The organism is Variovorax sp. 350MFTsu5.1 (assembly GCF_048302515.1).
GTDB classification, from domain to species: Bacteria; Pseudomonadota; Gammaproteobacteria; order Burkholderiales; family Burkholderiaceae_C; genus Variovorax; species Variovorax guangxiensis.
Genome location: NZ_CP157620.1, coordinates 514,225 through 538,360, shown reverse-complemented (window position 1 = coordinate 538,360; position 24,136 = coordinate 514,225). Strand labels below are relative to the sequence as shown.

Genomic DNA, 24,136 nt, shown 5'->3' with positions numbered 1-24,136 from the left:
CCCTCTTTTCTGTCACACACCAACAAGCAAGGACTCTTTTCGTATGTCGAAGGACAAGACCGCACGCCTGAACCGGCTGCTCAACAACGGGCGCTGCCTGGACATCGCGCTCGACCATGGCGTGTGCAACGAGCCCAGCTTCCTCGACGGGCTGGAAGACATGCCCTCGGTGATGGAGCGTCTGCTGGCCGCCGGCCCCGACGCGATCCAGCTCAACTACGGCCAGTCCGACCTGCTGCAGGACCGCCCGGGCCGCGACAAGCCTGCCCTCGTGATGCGCATCGACATGGGCAACCCCTACAACGCCACGCGGCATCGCGTGATGTGGGCGGTGCTGCAGAACGAGCACGACCCGGTGCTGCCGGCGGTGCAGCAGGACGCCGCCTGCGTGGTGGTCAACCTCTTCATGCTGCCCGACGAACCCGACCTGTTCCGCCAGTGCGTGCAGAACATCGCCCGCGTGCGCGCCGACTGCGACCGCTACGGCATGCCGCTGATGATCGAGCCGCTGGTGATGCAGGCGCCCTCCGCCGGCAGCCGCTACTCGGTGGACGGCGATGCCGAGAAGATCGTCACGCTCGTGCGCCTGGCGCGCGACATGGGCGCCGACATCATCAAGGCCGACCCCACCACCGACCCCGCGGACTTCCACCGCGTGGTGCAGGCCGCGCGCTGCCCCGTGCTCGTGCGCGGCGGCGGGCGCGAGGACCTGCAACAGGTGTTCGCGCGCTCGCGCGTGCTGATGGACGAAGGCGCCGTCGGCATGGTTTACGGGCGCAACGTCTACCAGCACGGCAATCCGTCGGCGGTGGTGGACGCGCTGATGGCCATGATCCACCGGGGCGCCAGCGCCAAGGAGGCATGGGACATCTACGAATCGGGTGGCGCGAAATGACATGACGAAGACGCGCCCTCTTTAGGAGGAAGAAAAAAGAAGGAAGAGAGCTCACGGCGGGCGACGGATGCGTCGCCCGCCGGGGTGCGTCCTGCGCGCGCGTTTTCCTGCCACGCGCGCAGGCGGGCAAGGAAGAGACGAGAGAGACAACGAGACAAGACAAACACGGAGTTAGCTGGCCAAGAAGAAAACGGTTCCCCTGCGGACTTCAAACAACCTGGAGGCGACGATGAAAATCCGGTATTACTTGATGGCGTTCCTGCTGCCGTTCGTCACGCTGTTGACGCACGCGGCAATCACCGGGGTCAGTCCGATGACGACCCTGAACAACATGGCGACGGCAGTGGCCGAAGCCGTGGCCGACCCGCTGCCGCTGCAGGGGCCGGGCCTGGGCAATCTCACCTACACATCGGCCGAGCTGTTCAAGCCGGTCTCGATGATCACCAGCGCCGCGCACCCGCTCGACCCCGCGCACAGCAGCGCCTATGAGTCGCGCGAGGTGCCCGCCACCTACCCGGGCCGCAAGGACTACGGCATGAACGCCGGCATCATGGTCAACGGCTACTTCCTGACCTCCTTCGCGCCGGACAGCGGCCTCGGCCCGGGCGGCTTCCTGCTGTACGACATCTCGAACCCGCGGCAGATCAAGCTCGTGAAGAAGATCTACGAGCCCGAAGGCCGCACGCAGGAGTTCCGCGAGACCCACTCCTTCGGCACCGCGAAGATCGGCGGCAAGACGTACGTGGTGCTGCCCAGCATCAACGGCGTGGAGTTCTGGGACTTCACCGACGTCAACGACATCAAGCAGGTCAAGAAGCTCGCGCTGCCCGGCGTCAACGGCGGCGACTACGAGAACGTGGCCTGGCAGCTCTGGTGGCAGGCACCCTACCTGTACGTGGCCTCGGCCGGCCGCGGCATCTTCATCGTCGATGCCACCGACCCCGCGAACGCCGTGGTGGCGAACCGCGGCGCAGGCAAGCCGAACCCGGTGCCCACCGGGGAACTCGGCGGCTTTCGCATCGGCCCGATCTTCACGATGGGCAACCACATGGTGCTGACCTCGATGGACAACACCGCGGGCTTCTCCAGCCTCGACATATCCGACCCGCTGAACCCCAAGGTGCTGGACACCGTGAGCTCCAACCCCAACTACTACGCCACCTGCTTCGATGGCAAGACGCTGCATGCCTCGGCGCGCGGCGGCGGGGCGAAGATGTACAGCTACGACCTGAGCGACCGCTCCAACTTCGTGGCCGAGGACAACCGCCTCGTCATCGACGAGCAGCTCTACTGCGCCACGCAGGACAACTACGTCATCCAGGGCGCGCAGACCTACATCCACAAGGTCGACGTGAGCAATCCGCTGAACCACGTCGAGGTGGGCCGCGGCAGCATCCTGCGCGAAGACGACCCGAATTTCTCGCACTCCGACAACGGGCAGGTCGCCGCCTTCGGCAATCTGATCTTCGTGGGCAACGACCACGGCTCGGGCAGCGGCTTCGTCGTGCACCAGGTCGACCCCGACACCACCAAGCCGGAGGTGCGGCAGGTCTCGCCCGCCAACAACGCCAAGCAGCAGGCGCTGACCTCGCGCATCGGCCTGGGCATGAGCGACAGCATCCTGCCCGAGAGCGTGAATTCCAACACCTTCATCGTGCGCCCAGTGGGCGGCAACACGCTGGCGGGCACCTACAGCGTGCAGCTGGGCATCATCAACTTCCACCCCGCGCAGCCGCTGCAGCCGGGTACCAGCTATGAAGTGTTCCTGCCGGCCAACGGCGTGAAGGACTATGCGGGCAACGCCATCGGCGCGGACTACAAGTCGGTGTTCCACACCGGCAACGCCGCCGAGATCGGCCTGATGCACTACTGGACGCTGGCGGGCAACCTCTCCGACCAGATCGGCGCCAACAACGGCACGCCCGCCACCGGCGACGCCTTCGAGAGCATCGGCCTGAACTTCGCGAACCGCACCGCCGGCGTGACGCTCAAGAGCGACACCGTGGCCACCGTGCTCGGCGGCAGCGCCTCGGTGAGCTTCTACATGAAGACCACGCAGACCGGCGGCGGCAACTCCTGGACGGCGCCCGGCATCTTCGGCCGCGACCAGGCCTCCGGCACCGACGACGTGTTCTGGGGTTGGCTCGACAACGGCGGGCGCATCAAGCTCTCGGTGGGCAACGACGGCGGCACCACCTCCACGGCGGCGGTGAACGACGGCACCTGGCACCACGTCGTGATGACGCGCGACGCAGCCTCCGGGGCGCAGGCCGTGTACGTCGACGGAGCCAAGACCACATCCACCGGCCCCACAGGCAACAAGGGCCTGTCGAACAAGTTCGCGCTGCTGGGCCAGATCCAGGGCAACGCGGCGCTCTTCAAGGGCACGCTGGCGGAAGTGCGCGTCTACGGCCGCGTGCTCAGCGACACCGACGTGAGCACGCTGCGCAGCCAGGCCATCATCGGCGACCCCGGCATCGGCGGCGGGCCCAAGCTGGTCAACGGCCAGCTGGTGTTCAACCCGGCCACGCTGGGCAGCAGCGGCGCGCAGTACCGCTGGAACTTCGGCGACGGCACGCAGACCGCCTACTCGAACCAGCCGAACTACACCTACACCTACACGCGCCCCGGCCACTTCACGGTGACGCTGACGGTGAAGGACGCCAACGGCCGCGAGACCTTCTACACCTACAACCTCACGGTGATCATGCCGGTGACGGCGAAGGCGCCCACGCACACCACCAACATCGCGGGCGACGCGAACTCGGTGTACTCGGTCAACCCCGACAGCGGCACAGTCGCCGCCATCGACTCGCAGAGCCTGGTCAAGCGCTGGGAAGTGCGCGTGGGCGACGAACCGAAGACGCTGGCCGTCGGCCCCGACGGGCGAATCTGGGTCGCGGTGCAGGGCGAGGACAAGCTGGTGGTGCTCAACGCCGCCGACGGCAGTCTCTCGGCCACCGTGCCGCTGGCCTACGGCAGCGGCCCCTACGGCGTGGCCTTCACGCCCGACGGCACCAAGGGCCTGCTGACGATGGAGAGCAAGTCGGTGCTGATGAGCTTCAACCCGAGCAACGGCACCACCACCGGCGCGGTCGCGCTCGACGGCGCGCTGCGCGGCATCGCGGTCGAGTCGGGCTCGCAGGTGGCCTACGTCACGCGCTTCAAGTCGAAGATGACGGGCGGCCAGCTGCACAAGGTGAACCTGCAGAGCATGAGCGCCATGAGCACCATCGCGCTGCCGGTCGACACCACAACCATCGACACCGAGAACCGCGCGCGCGGCGTGGCCAACTACCTGAGCCAGGTGGTGATCTCGCCCGACGGCGCGCGCGCCGTGCTGCCCTCGAAGAAGGACAACATCGTGCGCGGCAAATTCCGCGACGGCAACAACCTGGTGCACGACCAGACGGTGCGCTCCATCCTGTCGCAGGTCAACCTGCAGACGGCGGCGGAGGAGTTCGGCGAGCAGATCGACTTCGACGACCGGGCGCCGGCACGCGCAGCGCTCTTCTCTCCCTCGGGCGACTACCTGTTCGTCGCGCAGATGGAAGGCAACCGCGTCGCCATCGTCGATCCGTACAGCCGCGCGGTGCGCGGCGAGATCAACGCCAGCAGCGCGCCGCACGGCCTGTACCTCGACACGGTGCGCAAGCGCCTGTTCGTCAACAACTTCCTGGCGCGCTCGGTGACGGTGCACGACGTGGCGACGGTGCTGTCGTCGGAGACCAACGTGCCGACCTTCCTTCAGACCGTGTCGACGGTGGCGGCGGAGCCCATGTCGCCGGCCGCGCTGCGCGGCAAGCAGGTGTTCTACAACGCGTCGGATCGCCGCATGAGCAAGGACAACTACATCTCCTGCGCGAGCTGCCATGCGGACGGCGGCGACGACGGCATGGTGTGGGACTTCACCCAGCGCGGCGAAGGCCTGCGCCGCACCATCAGCCTGCAGGGCCGGCGCGGCCTGGGCCACGGCAAGCTGCACTGGACGGCCAACTTCGACGAGGTGCAGGATTTCGAGAACGACATCCGCAACGAGTTCGGCGGCACCGGCTTCCTGACCAACGCGGACTTCGCGGCCACTTCCGACCCGCTGGGCGCGCCCAAGGCCGGCAAGAGCGCGCAGCTCGACGACCTGGCGGCCTACCTGACCTCGCTGACCAAGTACATGCGCAGCCCGGCGCGTGCGGCGGACGGCAGCCTCAGCGTGGACGCGGCGCGCGGCCAGACCGTGTTCAACACGGCCCAGTGCGCGACCTGCCACACCGGCGCCACCTTCCGCGACGGCGTGCGGCACGACGTGGGCACGATCCAGGCCTCCTCGGGCAAGGGCATGAACCAGCCGCTGGCGGGCGTGGGCTTCGACACGCCGACCCTGCTGGGCACGTGGAACACCACTGCGTTCTTCCACAACGGCCAGGCGGCCACGCTGCAGGACGTTCTCACCGGCGGCCACGGCAACGCCTCCAGCCTGCCGGCCAACGACGTGGTGGCGCTGCGCGAGTACGTGCGCTCGCTCGACAACGACCCGACGCCCGTGGTCACGCGCATCCGCTCCAACCACAGCAACCTGTGCGTGAACGTCAAGGGCGCGGCGACCACGAGCGGCACGACGGTGGTGCAGTGGCCGTGCGGCAACGCCGGCAACGAGCGCTTCACCGTGACGCAGCTCGGCGGCGGCTTCGTGCAGTTCAAGGCGGAGCACAGCGGCCTGTGCCTCGCGCAGAGCGGCACCGCGACGACCAATGCGCCCGTGGTTCAACTGGCCTGCACGGCTGGCGACACGACGCAGTGGAGCCTGGTCGGCGCGGCCCTGCGCAACCGGGCCTCGGGTTCGTGCCTGGACGTGCCGAACAATGCGACCGCGCAGGACACGGCGCTGATCACCTGGACCTGCAACGGCGGCAACAACCAGAACTGGACACAGCTGCAGTAACTAGGCAAACCCCCAGGCTTCGCGCACTTCGTGTCGCTGCGCCAACCCCCTTGCAGGGGGCAACACCTGCGGCCCGGCGAAGCCGGTTCCGCGGTGTTCCGCGAAGGAGCCGCCCGTTTCACGGGCGGCTTTTTTTCTTTGTCTTGCATAGGTTGCACCCACCCCATGACCTCACACGTCATGGACCGTGCGCAGCCGCTCTGGGAAAGTACGTTCATCGAGGAAGCGATCAGTGCCTCGATTCACCAACCAACCAGGAGAAAACACCATGACCGGCTTCAACATCCTTCCCCTCGCAGTGGCCCTGCTGATCGGCGTCGCCGCCCTCGGCTCCTGCCTCGGCATCGGACTGGTCGGGCAGAAGTTCCTGGAGAGCACGGCGCGCCAGCCCGAGCTGGTCGACACGCTTCAGACCAAGTTCTTCCTGGTGGCGGGCGTGACCGACGGGGCGTTCATCATCGCGACCGGCATCGGCCTGTGGTTCGCGACGGCCAATCCCTTCGGCTGAGCGGGAACGAGACGACGCGCTCGCCGGTTCAGGGCTGCTGCAGGCGGCGTGCGAGGAAGTAGGCCCACGCCTCGTCGTTGCGGCCGATGCGCTCCATCTCCCAGCAGGGGCGCAGGCCGGCCGCCACGAGCTCCGCGGCGAACCGGTCCTTCTCCCAGCACACCGTGTGGTAGTCGCCGTTCTTCTCGCCTTCGCCGACGCGCATTGACACCAGGAAGACGCCGCCGGGCCGGAGCGCGTCGAAGATCTTGCGCAGCACCGCGGCGATCTGCGCGCGATCGACATGGATCAGCACGCACATCGCGAGGACGGCGTCGTAGGGCCCGCCCAGCGCATCGGTCACGACGTCGAGCAGCTCGCCCTTCTTGCCTCGCTGCGCCTGCAGATCGAGAAATGCCTGCGCCGCGTCGGTGCGCCGGACCACGCCGCCCAGGGACTCGACGAAGTCGGCGTCGCGCCCCGGACCGGAACCGACCTCGAGCACGCTGCCGCCCGCGGGCACGTACTCCATCATCCGCCGCATCGAATCCGCGATTTCGGGCTGCAGCGGGTGCCCGGCCACGATCGCGTTGTACTCGCGGGCATGCGCGTCGTAGGACTGGACTGTGCGGCGCGAATTCTCCAGCGCCTGCGCCGGGGTCTTCATGGAGGCCTCACACCGACCGCGTGATGCCACCATCCACGCGCAGGTTCTGTCCGGTGATGTAGCCCGCGCCTTCCGACGCGAGGAAGCCGATGACGGCTGCGATCTCGCTGCTCTTGCCGTAGCGGCCCATCGGAATGCGCGAGCGGAACTCGGCCTTCTCGGGCAGGCTGTCGATGAAGCCGGGCAGCACGTTGTTCATGCGCACGTTCTTCGCCGCGTAGGTGTCGGCGAAGAGCTTGGTGAAGGCCGCGAGCCCGGCACGGAACACGCCCGACGTGGGGAACACCGGATCGGGCTCGAAGGCCGCGAAGGTGGAGATGTTGATGATGGCGCCACCGCCTTGCTGCACCATCAGCGGCGCGACCAGCCGCGCCGGACGCACCGCGCTCAGCAGGTACACGTCCATGCCGCGGTGCCAGTCTTCGTCGGTGATGTCGAGGATGGGCGCGCGCGGACCGTGGCCGGCGCTGTTGACCAGCACGTCGACACGGCCCCACCGGGCCACCACCTTGTCGACGAGGCGCTTCAGGTCGTCGTTCGACTGGTTCGAGCCCGTCACGCCGATGCCGCCGAGCTCGGCCGCGAGCGCCTCCCCCTTGCCCGACGACGAGAGGATGGCCACGCGGAAGCCGTCCTCCGCGAGCTTGCGTGCCGCGGCGGCACCCATGCCGCTGCCGCCGGCGGTGACGATGGCTACTTTTTTCTGGTCTTCAGAAGACATTCGGGATTCCTTGGTTCATGCGAGAGCTCGCATTTAGCCAAGGATTCGGATCTCCTGCCAAGTGGAGACTTGCGGCCATGTCCGGGGTACATGCGCAGGCCGCCGGATACTCCCCTGCGCGAATGTCCGCCGTCGGCGTGATCGCACCCCGAGCGAAAAAAGACTCAGGCAGTGGGCAGGGTCGCCTGCATGGAAGCCCGCTGGTTGAAAGCCTTGAACCACTTCGCGCTGTTCGGTGCTTCGGCGCGCCAGTCCACCGAGGGAAAGCGGAAGTCCATGTAGCCCAGCGCGCAACCGAAGGCGATGGTGCCGATGTCCACGCGGTCGCCGAAGGACGGCGCGGCGGTTTCCAGCCATTCGAGGCCGGTGCGCACCTTGGCGAGCTGGCCGTCGGTCCAGTCGGACCAGCGCAGTTCCTCGGGGCGCAGCACGTTCTCGTAGCGCGCGAGCAGCGCGGCTCCGGTCATGCCGTCGGCCAGCGCCAGTTCGGTGAGGCGGGCCCAGCGCTCCTTGCCGCCGGACGGGAAGAGCTTGCCCGACTGCATGGCATCGAGGTACTCGCAGATCACGCGGCTGTCGAACAGCACCTGGCCATCGTCGGTGATGAAGGTGGGCACCTGGCCCAGCGGGTTCTTCGGGATGATGGTGGCGTCGCGCTTCACCGGGCCGGCCGCGCTGGGCAGCTTCTCGATGCGGTCGGCAACGCCAAGCTCGTGCGCCACGACCATGCACTTGCGCACGAAGGGGGAAGCGGGGGAGAAGAAGATTTTCATGGTGGAGGCCTTGTTTCAGCTGAATCGCCAGAACGCACTATGCGCGAGCCGCCGGCTTCCTGATGCGCAGCATGCCTTCCTGCGCAGCCGAGGCCACGAGCCGCCCGTCGCGCGCGTAGAGGCTGCCACGGCACAGGCCGCGCGCGCCGCCCGCGCTGGGCGAGTCGAGCACGTACAGCAGCCAGTCGTCCATGCGGAAATCGCGGTGGAACCACATCGCGTGGTCGAGGCTCGCGGGGCGCACCTGCCCGCTCATGAAGCTCAGGCCGTGCGGCAGCATGGCGGCGCGCAGCAGTCCGTGGTCGGAGGCGTAGGCCAGCAGCGCGCGGTGCACCATCGGGTCGTCGGGCAGCGGCGCGATGGCGCGCATCCAGATGGCGCTCTGCGCCGAGGTCGGGCGCACCTGCGGCGCGATCAGGTCCTCGGGGTCGACGCGGCGGTATTCGATGCCGTGCGGCTGGATCGCCTTGGTGCGCCAGGGTTCGGGCAGGCGGTCGCCGAGCGCGATGCGCTGGTCGAGCTCGCTGATGAGCCCGTCGGGGCCATCCACCTCGGGCATGTCGAACTGGTGCTCGACGCCTTCGTCCACGGTCTGGAAGGAGGCCGACATCTCGAAGATGATGCGCTCCTGCTGGCGCGCCACCACGTGGCGGGTGGTGAAGCTGCGGCCGTCGCGCACGCGGTCGACGCTGTACTCGATGGGCGCATGCTCGCCCGGCAGCAGGAAGTAGGCGTGCATCGAATGCACCGGGCGCTCGGCCCCCACCGTGAGGCTCGCGGCCATCAGCGACTGGCCCAGCACCTGGCCGCCGAACACGGCCGGCGTGCCGATGTCCTCGCTCTGGGCACGGAAGCGGTCGCCGCCCAGGGGCTCGAGCTGCATGAGCGCGACGAGTTCGTTGACGAGGCGGGCGGCGGTGGCGGGATCGGTGGTCATCGGAGGGGAAAAGCGGTCGGAAAGCGACCCTCGACCATAGCAAAGCCCGCGCCCGCCGGCTGTCGCGGGCCTGTCAGCAGGCCCCCCTCTTCTCCCTCTTCTCCCTCTTCTTCTACTTGTAGAAGCACATGCCCATGAAGCCCGCACGGCAGCTGTAGTCCGTACCGCCCTGCACGACGCGCACCGGCACGCCGCCCAGCAGCATCGAGCCGTCGTCGGCATACACCAGCGGCGAGGGCGCGGCCTTGCTGAAAGGAGCGCTGAGCGTTTCCTGCTCGACGTAGTTCAGGTACTGGCGCCTGGAGAAATCGACCTTGTCGCCCGACTTCAGCGGCACCGCCTCGTAGCGCTTGCCGTAGACGGTGCCGAAGTAGCGCAGCGCGGGGCCCGTACGGTCGCCGTACTTCACCTCGGTCTTCGCGAAGCCGGTCTGGATGAGGAAGGTGCGGTCCTCTGGTGTCAGGTCGGCGTCGAAGGCCACCAGCACGTACTGGCCCTCGAAGCTCTGGTTGCGCGCCACCCTGAACTCGCCGAGCAGCGCGGGCGTGACCTTGGTGCGCCCGTCCCAGCGCAGCAGCGCAGCCACGGAGGGATCGCCGTCGAACACGTAGTGGTAGTTCTCGCCGACGATGGCGACCTTGCGGCCATCCTTGGCTGCCAGGAAGCTCAGCAGCCGGTCCTTGCCGTGGACGGGTTCGCCTTCGGGGGTACTGGCGCAGCCGGCCAGCGAGAGGCCGATGGCGGCGCAGGACAGCGCCAGGAGGGTGCGACGCGCGGGTGTCGACAGCGAAGGGAAATGCACGTTGGGTCCGAGGTTCGAGTTCATCAAGCCCCGGACTCTAGCGCCATCCCGCACGCCGCGGGCCTTCAGCGGTCGAGGTCGACGCCGTCGGCCGCCAGCTTTTTCTGCAGCGCCGGGATGTCGACCGCCGCGAAGCTGCCTGCGCCCACCGACGCCGCCGCCGTGCCCGCGGCCTGCCCCATGACGAAGCAGCCGCCGCTGGCGCGCGCGGCCGACTGGCCCTCGTGCGTCATCGACGCGCAGCGGCCTGCCACCAGCAGGTTGTCGAGCGTCTGCGGCACCAGCATGCGCCAGGGCAGGTGGTTGTAGGCATTGTCCTCGTCGCGCGGGAAGGCCCATTCGATGCGGCCGTCGGCATGCATCTCCATCGGCCAGGCGTTCAGGCCGATGTTGTCGTCGAACTTCGCCGAGCCCAGGATGTCCTCGCGCCCGAGCGCGTAGAGCCCCTGGATGCGCCGCGTCTCGCGGATGCCGACCTGCGGCGCGATCTCCACGATGGCCGACTGGGCGAAGCCCGGCACCTCGGCCTTCAGGAACCTGAAGTACTCGGTGATCTGGCGGCGGCCCTCGAGCTCGCCCTCGGTCAACTCGCGCGCGTCGACGCCGTTCATCGCGCGGCCCTGCGAGTTGCGGATCTGCGTGACGTTGGCGCGCCACTCGCGCGGGTCCTTGTTGGGCCGCAGGATCGCACCCTCGCGCGGGAACCTGTAGACGCCCGGCTTCTGCTGCTCGGCGCGCGCCATGAAGTCGTTGATGGCCTTGAACTCGCCCACCGCCTCCAGTGCGGCCGGCGCATCCACCTGGCCGATGCGGAACATGGTGGTCGGAAAGAGCCCGCTGCCGTGGCCGTCGCCCACCTCGAAGGGCACGCCCGCGAAGGCGGCCACGTCGGCGTCGCCGCTGGCGTCGATGAAGGCGTTGGCGCGGATCGCCTGGCGGCCCGACTTGGTCTCGACCACCAGCGCCGCGATGCGCTTGCCGTCGAGCACGACGGCCGCGGCCAGCGCATGGAACAGCAGCTTCACGCTCGCATCGCCCAGCAGCTGGTCGGCGGCCAGCTTGTAGGCCGAGGTGTCGTACGAGCGCACGCAGATGCGCCCGCCCATGCCGTTCTGCGGCTGGTTCATGCCGTTGAGCGCGGCGATGCGCTCGATGAGCTCGTCGACCACGCCGCGCACCAGCTGCGTCATCTCGCCCTTGCGCTTGCCGTACAGGCCCGCGAAGTTGGTGACGCCGCCGGCCGTGCCCATGCCGCCGAGGAAGCCGTAGCGTTCCACCAGCAGCGTGTTCGCACCGTGGCGCGCGGCGCTCACGGCGGCCGCGATGCCGGCGGGGCCGCCGCCGACCACCACCACGTCGTACTCGCCGAACACCGGCAGCGCGCGCGCCGGTTCATGCAATGTGGAAGTCATTCAAATAGGTCCATGGATGTCTGTTCGGGAAACACCGCGGATCCGGCTTTGCCGGTCCGTCGGTGTTGCCCCCTGCAAGGGGGAAGGCGCGCGCGACACGAAGTGCGCGCAGTCTGGGGGGTGTGGTTATTGCAACTTGATGCCGCGGGCCGAGATGATCTTGGTCATGATCGCGGCCTCTTCATTGACGCGCGTGCGCATGCCGTCCGGCGAGGTGCCCACGGCCTGCCAGCCCTGCTCGAAGAGCTTGCGGCGCACGTCGGGGTTCTTCATCACGGTCTCGAGTTCGCGGCTGATGCGCGCCTGCGCCACCTTCGACAGGTTGGACGGGCCCAGCAGCGCCACCCAAACCTCGAGGTTGAAATCCTTCACGCCGGCGTCGGCGAGCGGCGGGATCTCGGGCACCAGCGCGCTGCGCCCGCCGGTGAGGCCGATGGCCTTGAGCTTGCCGGCCTTGATCTGCGGCATGGCCACGCCCGGCGGGATCAGGCCCATCTGTACCTGGTCGCCCAGCATCGCGGTGATGACCTGCGGGTTGCCCTGGTAGGGCACGTGCTCGGGCTTGAAGCCGGGCACGCGGGTCTTGAGCAGTTCCATGCCCAGGTGGCCGACGGAGCCGATGCCCACCGAGCCGTAGTTCCACTTGTCGCCAGCCTTGCGGCCTTCGTCGAAGAAGGCCGCGCCCGAGGGCAGGTTGTTCTGCGCCACCAGCACCAGCGGCGCGGTCGCGATCAGCGAGAGGTACGTGAAGTCCTTGACCGGGTCGTAGGGCAGCTTGGGGTACAGCATCTTCGACGACGTGAGATTGCCGTTGATGACGATGCCCAGCGTGTGGTCGTCGGTGGCCTTGGCCACCTGGTCGGCCGCGATGTTGCCCGAGGCACCGGCCTTGTTGTCGACCACGATCGGCTGGCCCAGCGCCTTCGACAGCGGCTCGGCGATGGTGCGCGCGGCGATGTCGGGCGTGGAGCCGCCCGGGAAGCCCACGAGCAGGCGGATCGGCTTGGTCGGCCAGGCGGCGTTGTCTGCGTTGGCGCTCAGGGGCAGCATGGCGGCGGCGGCCAGGCCGCAGGCGATCAGAAGGGCTCTCTTGGTGGCGTGCATGGAGAAAAAGTGTGAAAAAGTCGTCAAAAAACCAAAGAGGGCCAGCTTAACTGCCGAGCAAGACACCGGGCAAGGCCGGGGCCTGGCGCGCCCTCGCTATTCGAGGCTGATGTTGCCCCTGCGCACCAGCTCGCCGTACACCTTCGACTTGGCCTCGGCATTGCGCTCGATTTCCTCGGGCGACCAGGCCAGCGGCTCGAAGGCGAAGGTGTCGAAGCGGGCGCGGATCTCGGGATCGGCGATGACCTTGGCCACGTCGGCATTGATCTTCGCCTTGATGGCCGCAGGCACGCCCTTGGGCGCGAGCAGCGACACGAATGAATTGACCTCCAGCGAGGCCGGGCCGCCCGCCTCGGCCATCGTCGGCACGTCGGGCATCTGCGGAATGCGCTTGCTGGCCGCCACCGCGATGTAGCGCAGTTTGCCGGCCTTGTAGATGCCCTGGCTCGACGGGATGCTCGCGAAGGCCCACGGCACCTCGCCGGTGCCTACGTTGGAATAGAGCTGCGACACCTCGCGGTACGGCGCGTGGCGCATGCGGATGCCGGTGAGCGCCTCGAGCTGCTGCGCGCCCAGGTGGCCCGGGCTGCCCACGCCCCACGAGCCGTAGACGATGCCGTCGGGGTTGGCCTTGGCGGCGGCGATCAGGTCGCTCATGTTCTTCCATTTCGAGTCGGTGCCCACCGCCACGAAGAAGGGCGTGCGGAAGAGCGATGCCACCGGATCGAAATGCTGCAGCGTCACGAAGTTGCGCGACTTGTACAGGTGCGGCAGCGCGGCGACGTGCTCGCTGTCGAGCTGCAGCAGCGTGTAGCCGTCGGGCGCGGCGCGGCGGGCCTGGTCGATGGCGATGAAGCCACCGCCGCCGGGCCGGTTGTCGATGACCACGCGCTGGTTCCACAGGCGCGAGAGCTTGTCGGAGACGAGGCGCAGCACCGCGTCGGGGCCGCTGCCGGCGGCGAAGGGCGTGACCAGGGTCACGGGCTTGCTCGGGTAGTCGCCGGACTGGGCCAGCACGCCTGAAGCGGCCGTGAGGGCGAGGACGCCTGCGAGCAGGGCGCGCGAAAAATTCATGTCTTTGTCTCCTGGGCCTTCGGCCTCGATGGTTATGAATGATGAAAGAAACGGATCTCAGAGCGGCGAAAGCACGGCGGCGCCCTCGGCCCGGATCACGGGCGAAGGCCGCAGCGCCTCCGGGGCGTCGTCCAGGCAGCGCTCGGGCCGCCAGGCGTAGAGCCACTCGACCGCATCGTAGAAGCGCTCGGGCGTGCGGCCCGGCCACAGGCTGTTGCGCACCAGGCGCTCCACGCCCTTGGCGTGATAGAGCCGCCCCATCTCGCGCACCGACAGCACCACGCGCGCGGTGCGGGCTACGCGCGCCGCCTCGTAGAGCTTGAAGGCGGCGGGCATGTCGAAGCCGCAGGCCTTCACTGCCTCGCCGAGCGTTACGGCGTCTTCCAGCGCCATGCACGCGCCCTGCGCGAGGTACTGCATCATGGGATGCGCAGCGTCGCCCAGCAGCGTGGCGGCGCCTTCGCTCCAGCGCTCGACCGGGTCGCGGTCGGCGGTGCTCCAGCGACGCCACGAGGTCGGACGGTCGAGCAGCTGGCGCGGGCGCGCGTGCACGCCCTCGAAGTACGAGAGCACTTCTTCCTTGCTGCCGTCGGTCACGCCCCATTCTTCCTTTTCGCGGCTGTGGAAGGTGACGACCAGGTTGTATTGCTCGCCATGGCGCAGCGGGTAGTGCACCAGGTGGCAGTCGGGGCCGGCCCAGACCACGGGCGCGTTCCAGCGCAGGTCGGCGGGCATGTCGGCCGCCGGCACCACGGCGCGGTACACCACGTGGCCCGAGACGCGCGGCGCGTCGCCGATGAGCCTGCCGCGCACCACCGACTTCACGCCGTCGCAGCCGACGATGGCGTCGGCCTTGAAGCTGCGGCCGTCGCGGGTGACGGCGGTGACTCCCTGGCCGCCCAGGTCGATGGATTCGACCTGCGCCGAGGTGTGGAAGCGGATCAGCGGATGCTGCTTCACCGCCTCGTGAATCGCGCCATGCAGGTCGGCGCGGTGGCTCACCGCATAAGGATTTCCGAAGCGCGCGCGGAAGGCCTCGCCCACCGGCACCGAGGCTACTTCGCCGCAGTCGACCGCGTCCATCATCACGAGCCGGTCGGTGAACACCGAACCCCGGCGCACCGCCTCGCCCACGCCCAGCGCGTCCAGCGCCGCGAAGGCATTGGGGCCGAGCTGCAGGCCGGCGCCGATCTCGCCGATGGTGGCGCTCTGCTCGAGCAGGTCGATGGAAACACCCAGCCGCGCGAGCGCCAGCGCGGCGGCCATGCCGCCGATGCCGCCGCCGACCAGCAGCACTGTGGGAGGATTCTTCGAAAGGGTCATGGCGCGGCCTGTGCGGTCGGAAAAAACTTACTCGATGTGCACCGTCAACGACGGCAGTCGCTCGATGCTCACCTTGATGGTCTGGCCCGGCTTCACCGCGCCCACGCCCTCGGGCGTGCCGGTGAAGATCAGGTCGCCGGGCTGCAGCGTGAAGAGCGTCGAGAGGTTGGCGATGACTTCGTTCACCGACCAGATCAGGTGCGTGATGTCGCTCTTCTGGCGCACTTCGCCGTCGACTTCCAGCACGATGGCGCCGGCGTTGATCTCGCCCACGTCGGCCAGGGTGCGCAGCGGCGCGATGGGCGCGGAGAAGTCGAAGGCCTTGCCGATCTCCCACGGACGGCCCTGCTCGCGCATCTTCATCTGCAGGTCGCGGCGGGTCATGTCCAGGCCCACGGCGTAGCTGTGGATGTGGCTGGAGGCCTGCTCGACCGGAATGTTGGCGCCGCCCTTGCCGATGGCGACCACCAGCTCGGCCTCGTAGTGGTAGTTGCTGGTGAGCGGCGGGTAGGGAATCGAGACGCCCTTGCCGTCGGCCACCGGCACCACCGAGGCGTCGTCGTTGGGCTTGCAGAAGAAGAAAGGCGGCTCGCGGTCGGGGTCGAAGCCCATCTCGCGCGCATGGGCGGCGTAGTTGCGGCCCACGCAGTAGACGCGGCGCACGGGGAACTGCTGGTCGGAACCCACGATGGGCAGGCCGACGATGGAAGGAGGCGTGAAGGCGAAGGACATGGGAAGCTCCTGCCGCTCGGGGCGGCACTTGGTCAGACGGAAAACGGGACGATCGCCTGTGGCTTCAGGCGTCTTCGAGAAAGGCTTCGCGCAGGATGCCCATGGCCTGCTGCACGGGGCGGTCGGAGAAGCTGAAGAGCACGGCGTCTTCGGCCGGCGACGACAGCTTCAGCGTTGCCCACGAGGGCACCACGAAGGTGTCGCGCGGGCCGAACACGAAGCGCTGGCCGGCGATCTCGGCCGTGCCGTGGCCCTCGACCACGCTGTACACCGCGCCGTCGGTCGCGCGGTGCGCCTTGCCGGCGAAGCCCTTGGGCAGCAGCTGCAGGTTGGTGGCGATGGTCGGCATCGGCGAGCCGCCGGTCAGCGGGTTGATGTAGCGCAGCTTGTGGCCCAGCCAGGCATCGGGCGCTTCCTGCTTCTGCAGCTGCACCAGCGCCTCGCGGCTGCGCGCATAGGGGTAGTTGAAGATCGGCGAGGTGGCCGATGCGTGGTCGTGCCGCACCGGCACCATGTTGTGGCCGAAGCGCGCGAGGCTGTTGCCCTCGGGGCGCGAGACATGCTGCACCTTGGAGTCGTCGTTCTCGGCGAAGCCGGCGTCGAAGAAGCGCAGCATCGGGATGTCGAGGCCGTCGAGCCACACCACCGGCTCCACGCTGCCGCCGATGCCCTCGTTGCCATGGTCGTGCCAGGCCCACGAGGGCGTGATGATGAAGTCGCCCGGGTACATGGTGGTGCGCTCGCCGCCCACCGTGGTGTAGGCGCCCTTGCCGTCGACGATGAAGCGCAGCGCCGACTGCACATGGCGGTGCGAAGGCGCGACCTCGCCCGGCATGATGAGCTGCAGCCCGGCGTAGAGCGACTGGGTGATCGACGAATTGCCGGGCAGCGCCGGGTTCTCCAGCACCAGCACGCGGCGCACGGCCTCCTCGGCGGTGATGAGGTCGGCCGACTCCATCAGCAGCGGGCGGATCTCGTCGTAGCGCCACAGGGCGGGCACGCACGGCGTCTGCGGCTCGCGCGGCACCAGCGCGTGCAGCGACTCCCACAGCGGCGTGAGATGCAGCGGGCGGATGCGGTCGTAGTAGTCGCGGCGCTCGGCCGCATTCGAGGGGGCTGGTTTCATGGGGCGGTTGTCTCCGTTGGCGGGCATTGTTGGCCCGCACCACTATTTCCTCAAGACCGGCAGCCAATACACGGAATTCGAAATTTCGATAATGGTGCCTTTCGCCGTAAGCAGGAGCCCCCATGTCGAAGCTCGATCTCGAATGGCTCGCCGTGTTCGACGAGGTCTACAAGACCGGCAACGTGTCGAAGGCGGCCGAGCGCCTGGGCATGGCGCAGGCCGCCGCCAGCACCGCGCTGAACAAGCTGCGCGCGCACTTCGACGACCGCCTGTTCACCCGCACCGCGCAGGGCATGCAGCCTACGCCGCATGCCGAGCGCATCTACCCGAACCTGCGCGAGGCGCTGGCGCAGATCGCGCAGGCGCAGGGCAACCGCAGCAGCTTCGATCCCGCGCAGGCGCAGCGGCGCTTCCGCATCTGCATGACCGACATCAGCGAGGTGGTGCTGCTGCCCGGCCTGCTCGACCACCTGCGGCAAGCGGCGCCGGGGGTGCACATCGAGACGGAGATCATCTCCACGCTCAGCGGCCGCCGGCTGCAGGACGGCGAGGTCGACCTGGCCGTGGGCTTCATGCCGCAGCTGGACGCGGGCTTCTACCAGCAGACGCTCTTCATGCAGAACTTCGTCTGCCTGGCGGCGAGGAACCACCCGCGCATCGGCACGAAGCTCACGCGCAGGCGCTTCGAGGCGGAGGCGCACGCGGTGGTGTCGACCTCGGGCACGGGGCACGCCATCGTCGACACCACGCTCGCGCGGCTGGGCCTGAAGCGCAACGTGGTGGTGCGGCTGTCGAGCTTCCTGAGCGTGGCGCGCATCGTGGCGCAGACCGAGCTGCTGGTGGTGGTGCCGCGCATCCTCGGCAAGGTGCTGGCCACGCAGGAGCCGGTGAAGCTGCTGGAGCCGCCCTTCGCGCTGTCGGACTACGCGGTGAAGCAGCACTGGCACGAGCGCTTCCATGCCGACCCGGGCAATGCCTGGCTGAGGCGCACGCTGGCGCAGCTGTTCAGCGGCAGCTGAGCGTGCGCGCCGGGACGACCGGCGGCGTCCGCAAGCGGGCGCCCGCTCGCATAATCGCGGCTCCCCACTCCATAGTCACAGCCACATTCACCAAAGGCGGCCTCCCATGTCCTCGATCACCCTGCGTTTTCTCGCCGAGCCCAGCACCGTCAACTTCGGCGGCAAGGTCCACGGCGGCACCGTCATGAAGTGGATCGACGAGGCAGGCTACGCCTGCGCGACGAGCTGGGCCAAGCGCTACTGCGTCACCGCCTTCATCGGCAGCATCCGCTTCCACCGGCCGATCATGATCGGCGACCTCGTCGAGGTGGAGGCCCGCCTCGCCTACACCGGCAATACCAGCATGAACATCTCGGTCGAGGTGCGCAGCGGCGACATGAAGGGCGGCTCGATGGAGAAGACCACCGAATGCCTGATCGTGTTCGTCTCGGTCGATTCGCACGGCCGTCCGCTGCCCGTCGTACCCTACGTGCCCGGCACCCCCGGCGAAATGGCGCTGGCCGAGCGCGCCAAGGCCCACCTGGACGCGAGCCGCGCGGCCGGCATCTCGGCCTGAGCCTCTGCCGGGGAGCTTCACCCCATAGACGCGAAGCTCTAATGAAGAGGCCGCCGGGCGGCTAGAGTCAGGCGATTGTTTGCAGGCAAAGGAAAAGGAACGAATCGCATGGCTACCCAGGACGACGACAGCAACGGCAAGGCCGCCGACCGCATCAAGGATTCCGCCCAGCAGATCTGGCTTGCCGGCCTCGGTGCCTTCGCCAAGATGCAGCAGGAAGGCAGCAAGGCCTTCGAGGCGCTGGTGCGCGACGGCGCCGGCATGCAGAAGAAGACCCAGCAGGCCGCCGAGGAGACCCTGGCCCAGGCACAGCAGCGCATGGCGGGCTTCGCCAGCGAGTTCGGCACCAAGGCCGCCGGCCAGTGGGGCAAGCTGGAGAACATCTTCGAGGAGCGCGTGGCGCGCGCGATGGAGAAGCTGGGCGCGCCCAGCGCCGCCGACATGGCCGCGCTGCAGGCGCGCGTCGAGGCGCTCGAAGCCCAACTGAAAAAGGCGCAGCAGGGCACCGCTACCGCCACCGCCGCGCGCAAGACCGCGGCCCGCAAGGCGGCCGCGCCCGCCGCCAAGAAAACCTTGCGCCGCAGCAAGGCCGGCTGACCCCGCGCAGGCCGCCGCGCCGGGCGGCCGCGATTGCGGCACTGCACAAGAAAGCCGGTGCGGCAAAACATGGCCCGTGCCTTCATGGTGCGGTGCACATACGCTAGAGTGTCCCCAAGAGAGACGAACGAGACATCGGGGGCACGACATGGCAAAGAAGGCGCCACGCCGCACCGCGCAACGCATCCTCGAAGCCGCATTGGACCTGTTCAACCGCTTCGGGGAGCCGAACGTCTCGACCACGCTGGTGGCGAGCGAGCTCAACATCAGCCCGGGCAATCTCTACTACCACTACCCGGCCAAGGAAGAGCTGATCAACAAGCTCTACGAGGCCTACGAAGCCGAGCTCGACGAGCTGCTGCACGCCAGCGAGGGCGTGCACGACGTGGAGGACGCCTGGTTCTTCATGCACAGCCTGTTCGAGCTGATCTGGCGCTACCGCTTTCTCTACCGCGACCTCAACGACCTGCTCAGCAAGAACCGCAGGCTGGAGACCCAGTTCCAGCTGGTGCTGAAGAACAAGGCGCGCGCCATCCGCCAGCTCATCGCCGGCCTGAGCCGCGCCGGCCACCTGGAGATCGACGTGCACGAGGTCGACACGCTCGCGCAGAGCATGGTGGTGGTGCTGACCTACTGGCTGAGCTACGAATACGTGCGCAACCCGCGCGAGGCACTGGAACCCGAACATGCGCAGGGCGCGCTGATGCGCGGCGGCCTCCATGCATTGCACCTGCTCGCGCCCTACCTCGGGCCCGAACAGCGGCGCCACCTGCTGGCGCTCGGCAATGCCTACAACGGCGAAGACCCCGGCGGCGCAAACGCTGCCGGCGCCTCGGCTTCTCCTGTCGATATGGCGGTCTAGAACATGCCCCACCACGATTTCAAACCGCTTTCGCTGATGTCCGCCGGCGCCCCCGGCACCAATGCCGGCACCGAACCCTGGACTCCCCTGCCCTGGGCCGACTCTCCCCGCTACGACGCGCGCAGCGTTCTGCCTCACTGGGCGCGCCTGCATGCCGGCCACGAACTGCCGGTGCCGGCCGAGGGCTCGGCGCTCGCCGAGGGCTGGGCGCTGTATCACAGCGGCGAGTTCGAGCGCGCCGCGGCCATCGGGCTGCTGCAGGGCGCCGAGGGAATGGCGCTGGCCAACCAGGCGACCGCGATCTACGCCAACTACCTGGAGCCGCGCGAATCGGTGCGGCTCGCGATGTTCCGCCAGGTCATCGAACGCGCCGGCGCGCAGGCCGACTCCGAGCCCGACAACTGCCAGGCGCTCTACTGGCAGTCATATGCGCTGGGCCGCTACAGCCAGGGCATCAGCGTGGCGCGCGCGTTGGCGCAGGGCCTGGGCAGCAAGCTCAAGGGCGCGCTGGAGCGGGTGATCGAGCTGCAGCCCCGGCATGCGGACGCGCACCTCGCACTGGCCTCGTTCCACGCCGAAGTGATCGACAAGGTCGGCGCACTGGTCGGGCGCATGACCTACGGCGTGCGCTCCGAAACCTCGCTGGAGCTGTTCGAGCGCGGGCTCGAACTGCATCCCCATTCGGCCGCCGGAATGATGGAATACGCCCGCGCGCAGCTGATGCTCCACGGCGAATCGCGCATGGGCGAGGCGACGCGGCTGTACGAAAAGGCGGCGGCGCTGAAGCCCGCGGATGCGCGGGAGCGGCTGGACGTGGAACTGGCAAGGGCCGGGCTGCGGGACTGAACCGCGTCGGTACGGTCGTGTACCGCAGGATTTAAGATGCGGGCTTTCCGCTTCACATCCCCCTGACCGACATGTCCGACCTCAACGCCCTGTTCGAAGCCGCCCAGGCCAATTCCAAGCTGCTCGCCGAGCGTCCCGACAACCCGACGCTGCTGAAGATCTACGCCCTGTTCAAGCAGGCCACCGAGGGCGACAACACCGCCAAGAAGCCCAGCTTCAGCGACATCGTCGCCCGTGCCAAGTGGGACGCGTGGACGGCCCAGAAGGGCCTGAGCGCCGACGAAGCCAAGCAGAAGTACATCGACCTGATCGAATCGCTGCGCGGCTGAACGCCGACTCGCGGCCCGCTCAGCCCGGCAGCTTCGTATCGGCGAAGCGCCGGATGGGCTGCACGAAGGCGAGGTCCGCGCCGTCGAGCACGTCGCGGCCTTCCAGGCTTTCGAAGCGCAGCCCGGTTTCGGCCTCGATGAAGGCCAGCGGGCGCTGCGAGGTGCCGAAGTCTTCCAGGTCGCGGGCCACGCCCGAATCCAGGTAAGTGCCCTGGCTCATCAGGTAGGCGATGGCGCTGAGCTCGCCGGTCGCTTCGCTGATGAAGGCGACCACCTTCCAGAAGTCGCGCGGAATGCGGATGCCGAATCTCTCCGGGTCGTCCTGCCGCAGGATCGGGCCGGTGAAGACGCTGATTCGCTTGTCGTCGCCCTGGGCGTTGCCGAGGACGTAGTCCTCCAGGTCGCCCCAGAGCCCGTCGTTGAAGGGCTGCCACTGGGGGCAGGCGTTGGTGGCGAAGAAGGTGTCGATGTTGGCCCTCTGCGCCGTCGCCAGCGCGCCCCAGTTCGGGTCCTGCCTGCGCGTCATGTGGCCGCGCGAGAACTTGCCTTCCTGCCCGGGGCCGTAGGCCTCGCGCAGCATCTGGTATTCCTTTTTGATGCGGCCATCGTAGTTCCAGGTGTCGTGGCGGGGGACGTTCTTCGACTTCGAGCCGTCGATGTTGCAGGCAGAGTAGAGCGGCACGCGCCGCGAGATGCACTGCACCGTGCTGAAGTGCTGATACTTGAGCTCGAAGGAGCCGTCCTCGAGCGTGGCGATGTCGTCCGTGGAAATGGATTCGCCGATGGCCGGCAGTTCCACGTGCCAGTCATCCCCCAGGAAGCCAGGCGCATAGCCCTTGCGGCCCTTGAAGAACTCCGGCGGCTTCGGCGTCGCGGCGACGCGCTGGATGCCGGCCCACGAACTGCTCACGACCTGGATGTCTGCATCGGACATGGAAAAGCTCCCTCCAGAAAAGCGCCGGGGCCATCTGCGGCCCCAGTGATTGCTTGCTGCGCGCTGCGCGCAGCGCGCTGCGCGACTACTTCGCGAGCTTGGCCCTGGCGTTTTTCAGATTGAAGACAGGCTTGCGGATTTCCGCGAAGGTAGGCTGGGAGACGGCCCATTCCGGGTTCTGCTCGAGCGCGGCGAGCTGCTCGTCGTCGACCTGGGCTTCCATCAGCGTGCTGGTCTTGGCCGTGAGCACCACACCGGGCACGCAGCGGCGCAGCCGTGCTTCCGCCGACAATTTCTTGCGGGGACTGCCTGTGTAGGTCAACACGATGCTGGTCACTTCAGAACTCCAAAACCTTCGTACTCGGCCGGCCAACCCACCTTTTTCGCTGCCTTGGACAGCATCCTGACGATGGCGTCGGCCTTTTCAGGGCCTCCCGGCATGTTAAGCAGCTTGTTATCCCCTGACAACAAACGGGCCGCCATTCCCGAGGAGTACGGCGTGGCCATCGAAGTTCCGGACATCATGGCGTAACGGTCGCCCGGAAAAGCCGACAGCACCGCCACGCCGGGGCCGATGAAATCGGTGGAAAGCCCGTAGTTCGAGAACTCGGCGACGAATTCCTTGCGGCGGCGAATCTCGCTTTCCTGGAAGCTCTCGGGGCAGTCCGCCGGAAAGGTCCCGTCGCGCCCCAGCGCGCCCACCGCCAGGGTGTGGCTGTAGCGGGCGGGATAGCGCAGAAGCGACTGGCCGTCGTTGCCGGTGGCGGCGAACACCACCACGCCCGCGTTGCGCGCCTTCTCGAGGATGTCGGGCATCTCCGGCATCGGCTCCAGGCTGCCCATGCTGATGTTGACGATGTGGCAGCCGTCGGCGATCGCCCGGTCGAGCGCGCTGGCGATGTCGGTCGACTTGGCGCGCCCGCGCTCGCCGCTCTTCGGACAGACGCGGTAGGCCATCAGCCGGCAGGCGGGCGCGAGGCCGTAGATGCCGGTGTCCGCCGCCATCCGGCCCGCGATGATGCCGGCGACATGGGTGCCGTGCCCGATGCCGTTGTCCAGGAAATCCGCCGGGTTCTCGCCGGTGACGAAGCAGCCTCCGCCCGCCACCGTGATGCCGGCGTGCGGCCCGACGCCGCTGTCGATCACGCCCACCGTCACGCCCTCGCCCGCCTGCGCATCGTAGGGCGCGTAGTTCGCCAGCAGCTGAAAACTGTCGGGCGCCAGCGGCGCGGCCAGCACGTTCAGGCGCTTGGGCGCATCGACCCGCTCGAAACCCTTCACGAACACCGACCAGTGCGTGTGCTCCGGCTCGACCAGGATCATTTCCACGCGCCGGTAGAGCACCGGAATCCCCAGGCTCGCGATGCCGTCGCCGTCGGTCACGGCCGGCACGTGCGCGCCGTCCCAGTCCACCAGCGCCTTCACCCGCACGCCCGCCACCGGCTTTCCCTGCGCGTCGGCAAAACGCACTTCGAAGCGCTTGACCTTGGTGCCCGCGGCGACCTGAATCGCGCTCGCCTCCAGTTCGTCGCCCAGCGGGCGGATGTATTGCAAATAGGCCCACGCCGCCGGCGCGATCCGCAACCCCGGCGTGTTGCGGCGCATGGCCAGCAGGGCCGACGAATTGGCGCGCATCACCGACACGCCCTCGACCTGCTTGAGCAGCTTCATCCTCGGCGCGCCGCGGCCGCGCACGCCCTCGCCTATCGCATCCGCCGCGTTGCCGAGGTTGATCGCGCTCAGCGTCGCCAGCTCCGCGCCACCGGCCTCCGCCGTGCGGGGCGGCCAGACGATCACGTCGTCGGAGAACTTCGGCTCCAGCGCCATGCGGCGCAGGCGAAGCTCCTGCAGCAAGCGCTCCAGCTTCTTTTCGTCCGATTCCGAAAGCTCGCTCTTCATGGACGGAAGATTGCCGTTGTTGTCGCGCCTGTGGACTTCCCGTCGCTCGTTCGCTGCTGCAGCCATGGACTCTCTCCTTTGCCGCTTTATCGCACGAGGACGGTT

Annotated in this window: 23 protein-coding genes; 9 read left to right on the top strand and 14 right to left on the bottom strand. The window is 68.2% G+C overall.

The features are described 5' to 3' along the window. Positions 1 to 43 precede the first annotated feature (43 nt). The 3 genes from ABL843_RS02380 (at position 44) to atpE (ending at position 6,339) form a co-directional block, all read left to right on the top strand. Complete coding sequence (locus tag ABL843_RS02380; protein WP_184640186.1) at positions 44 to 895, top strand: class I fructose-bisphosphate aldolase; 852 nt, start codon at positions 44 to 46, stop codon at positions 893 to 895. 229 nt (positions 896 to 1,124) lie between these two features. Then, positions 1,125 to 5,831, top strand: coding sequence for an RICIN domain-containing protein (locus tag ABL843_RS02375; protein ID WP_418118837.1), 4,707 nt, complete (start codon positions 1,125 to 1,127; stop codon positions 5,829 to 5,831). Positions 5,832 to 6,099: 268 nt separating this feature from the next. After that, positions 6,100 to 6,339: a F0F1 ATP synthase subunit C gene (gene atpE, locus ABL843_RS02370; RefSeq protein WP_012745530.1), complete on the top strand. Its 240-nt coding sequence runs from the start codon at positions 6,100 to 6,102 to the stop codon at positions 6,337 to 6,339. A gap of 28 nt (positions 6,340 to 6,367) precedes the next feature. On the opposite strand, the gene ABL843_RS02365 is transcribed toward atpE, so the two are convergent. The 11 genes from ABL843_RS02365 to gtdA all read right to left on the bottom strand — a co-directional run bounded on the left by ABL843_RS02365 (position 6,368) and on the right by gtdA (position 16,989). Continuing rightward, positions 6,368 to 6,985: a class I SAM-dependent methyltransferase gene (locus ABL843_RS02365; protein WP_418118836.1), complete on the bottom strand. Its 618-nt coding sequence runs from the start codon at positions 6,983 to 6,985 to the stop codon at positions 6,368 to 6,370. 7 nt (positions 6,986 to 6,992) lie between these two features. Further along, positions 6,993 to 7,706, bottom strand: coding sequence for an SDR family oxidoreductase (locus ABL843_RS02360; RefSeq protein WP_418118835.1), 714 nt, complete (start codon positions 7,704 to 7,706; stop codon positions 6,993 to 6,995). Positions 7,707 to 7,870: 164 nt separating this feature from the next. Then, the gene (locus tag ABL843_RS02355; protein ID WP_126022312.1) at positions 7,871 to 8,479 is read right to left on the bottom strand and encodes a glutathione S-transferase; all 609 of its coding nucleotides are present in this window, start codon (positions 8,477 to 8,479) and stop codon (positions 7,871 to 7,873) included. Between the two features lie 37 nt (positions 8,480 to 8,516). After that, on the bottom strand, positions 8,517 to 9,416 hold the full coding sequence (locus tag ABL843_RS02350) for an acyl-CoA thioesterase (RefSeq protein ID WP_184640193.1): 900 nt from the start codon (positions 9,414 to 9,416) through the stop codon (positions 8,517 to 8,519). A 112-nt stretch (positions 9,417 to 9,528) separates the two neighbouring features. After that, positions 9,529 to 10,242: a hypothetical protein gene (locus ABL843_RS02345; protein WP_418118834.1), complete on the bottom strand. Its 714-nt coding sequence runs from the start codon at positions 10,240 to 10,242 to the stop codon at positions 9,529 to 9,531. Positions 10,243 to 10,283: 41 nt separating this feature from the next. Further along, entirely contained in the window at positions 10,284 to 11,630 is a 1,347-nt protein-coding gene (locus ABL843_RS02340; RefSeq protein ID WP_418118833.1) for an FAD-dependent oxidoreductase, read from the bottom strand. Positions 11,631 to 11,756: 126 nt separating this feature from the next. Further along, on the bottom strand, positions 11,757 to 12,734 hold the full coding sequence (locus ABL843_RS02335) for a Bug family tripartite tricarboxylate transporter substrate binding protein (protein ID WP_369659927.1): 978 nt from the start codon (positions 12,732 to 12,734) through the stop codon (positions 11,757 to 11,759). Between the two features lie 96 nt (positions 12,735 to 12,830). Further along, the gene (locus ABL843_RS02330) at positions 12,831 to 13,808 is read right to left on the bottom strand and encodes a Bug family tripartite tricarboxylate transporter substrate binding protein (RefSeq protein WP_184640201.1); all 978 of its coding nucleotides are present in this window, start codon (positions 13,806 to 13,808) and stop codon (positions 12,831 to 12,833) included. 57 nt (positions 13,809 to 13,865) lie between these two features. Then, complete coding sequence (locus ABL843_RS02325) at positions 13,866 to 15,131, bottom strand: 3-hydroxybenzoate 6-monooxygenase (protein ID WP_418118832.1); 1,266 nt, start codon at positions 15,129 to 15,131, stop codon at positions 13,866 to 13,868. Positions 15,132 to 15,158: 27 nt separating this feature from the next. Beyond that, positions 15,159 to 15,863, bottom strand: a complete 705-nt coding sequence (locus tag ABL843_RS02320; protein ID WP_418118831.1) for a fumarylacetoacetate hydrolase family protein — start codon at positions 15,861 to 15,863, stop codon at positions 15,159 to 15,161. Between the two features lie 64 nt (positions 15,864 to 15,927). After that, a complete protein-coding gene (gene gtdA, locus ABL843_RS02315; protein WP_369659930.1) occupies positions 15,928 to 16,989 on the bottom strand; it encodes a gentisate 1,2-dioxygenase in 1,062 nt (353 codons plus the stop codon). A gap of 122 nt (positions 16,990 to 17,111) precedes the next feature. On the opposite strand from gtdA, the gene ABL843_RS02310 reads away from it, so the two are divergent. The 6 genes from ABL843_RS02310 to ABL843_RS02285 all read left to right on the top strand — a co-directional run bounded on the left by ABL843_RS02310 (position 17,112) and on the right by ABL843_RS02285 (position 21,198). Next, a complete protein-coding gene (locus ABL843_RS02310) occupies positions 17,112 to 18,008 on the top strand; it encodes a LysR family transcriptional regulator (protein WP_126184069.1) in 897 nt (298 codons plus the stop codon). A gap of 106 nt (positions 18,009 to 18,114) precedes the next feature. Continuing rightward, positions 18,115 to 18,564, top strand: a complete 450-nt coding sequence (locus tag ABL843_RS02305) for an acyl-CoA thioesterase (RefSeq protein ID WP_369659931.1) — start codon at positions 18,115 to 18,117, stop codon at positions 18,562 to 18,564. Between the two features lie 108 nt (positions 18,565 to 18,672). Then, a complete protein-coding gene (locus ABL843_RS02300) occupies positions 18,673 to 19,161 on the top strand; it encodes a phasin family protein (protein ID WP_126022323.1) in 489 nt (162 codons plus the stop codon). A 148-nt stretch (positions 19,162 to 19,309) separates the two neighbouring features. Next, positions 19,310 to 20,023 carry a TetR/AcrR family transcriptional regulator gene (locus ABL843_RS02295; RefSeq protein ID WP_184640211.1) on the top strand — a complete coding sequence of 238 codons (714 nt, stop codon included), beginning with the start codon at positions 19,310 to 19,312 and terminating at the stop codon, positions 20,021 to 20,023. 3 nt (positions 20,024 to 20,026) lie between these two features. Further along, positions 20,027 to 20,869, top strand: a complete 843-nt coding sequence (locus tag ABL843_RS02290; RefSeq protein ID WP_184640213.1) for a hypothetical protein — start codon at positions 20,027 to 20,029, stop codon at positions 20,867 to 20,869. A gap of 71 nt (positions 20,870 to 20,940) precedes the next feature. Continuing rightward, the gene (locus ABL843_RS02285) at positions 20,941 to 21,198 is read left to right on the top strand and encodes an acyl-CoA-binding protein (protein ID WP_184640215.1); all 258 of its coding nucleotides are present in this window, start codon (positions 20,941 to 20,943) and stop codon (positions 21,196 to 21,198) included. A 19-nt stretch (positions 21,199 to 21,217) separates the two neighbouring features. On the opposite strand, the gene ABL843_RS02280 is transcribed toward ABL843_RS02285, so the two are convergent. The 3 genes from ABL843_RS02280 to ABL843_RS02270 form a co-directional block, all read right to left on the bottom strand. Beyond that, on the bottom strand, positions 21,218 to 22,132 hold the full coding sequence (locus ABL843_RS02280) for a DNA/RNA non-specific endonuclease (RefSeq protein WP_418118830.1): 915 nt from the start codon (positions 22,130 to 22,132) through the stop codon (positions 21,218 to 21,220). A gap of 85 nt (positions 22,133 to 22,217) precedes the next feature. Continuing rightward, positions 22,218 to 22,469, bottom strand: coding sequence for a hypothetical protein (locus tag ABL843_RS02275; RefSeq protein WP_418118829.1), 252 nt, complete (start codon positions 22,467 to 22,469; stop codon positions 22,218 to 22,220). After that, positions 22,466 to 24,097, bottom strand: a complete 1,632-nt coding sequence (locus tag ABL843_RS02270) for a S8 family peptidase (RefSeq protein WP_418118828.1) — start codon at positions 24,095 to 24,097, stop codon at positions 22,466 to 22,468. Before ABL843_RS02270 ends, ABL843_RS02275 begins: the two co-directional genes overlap by 4 nt. Positions 24,098 to 24,136: the final 39 nt, after the last annotated feature.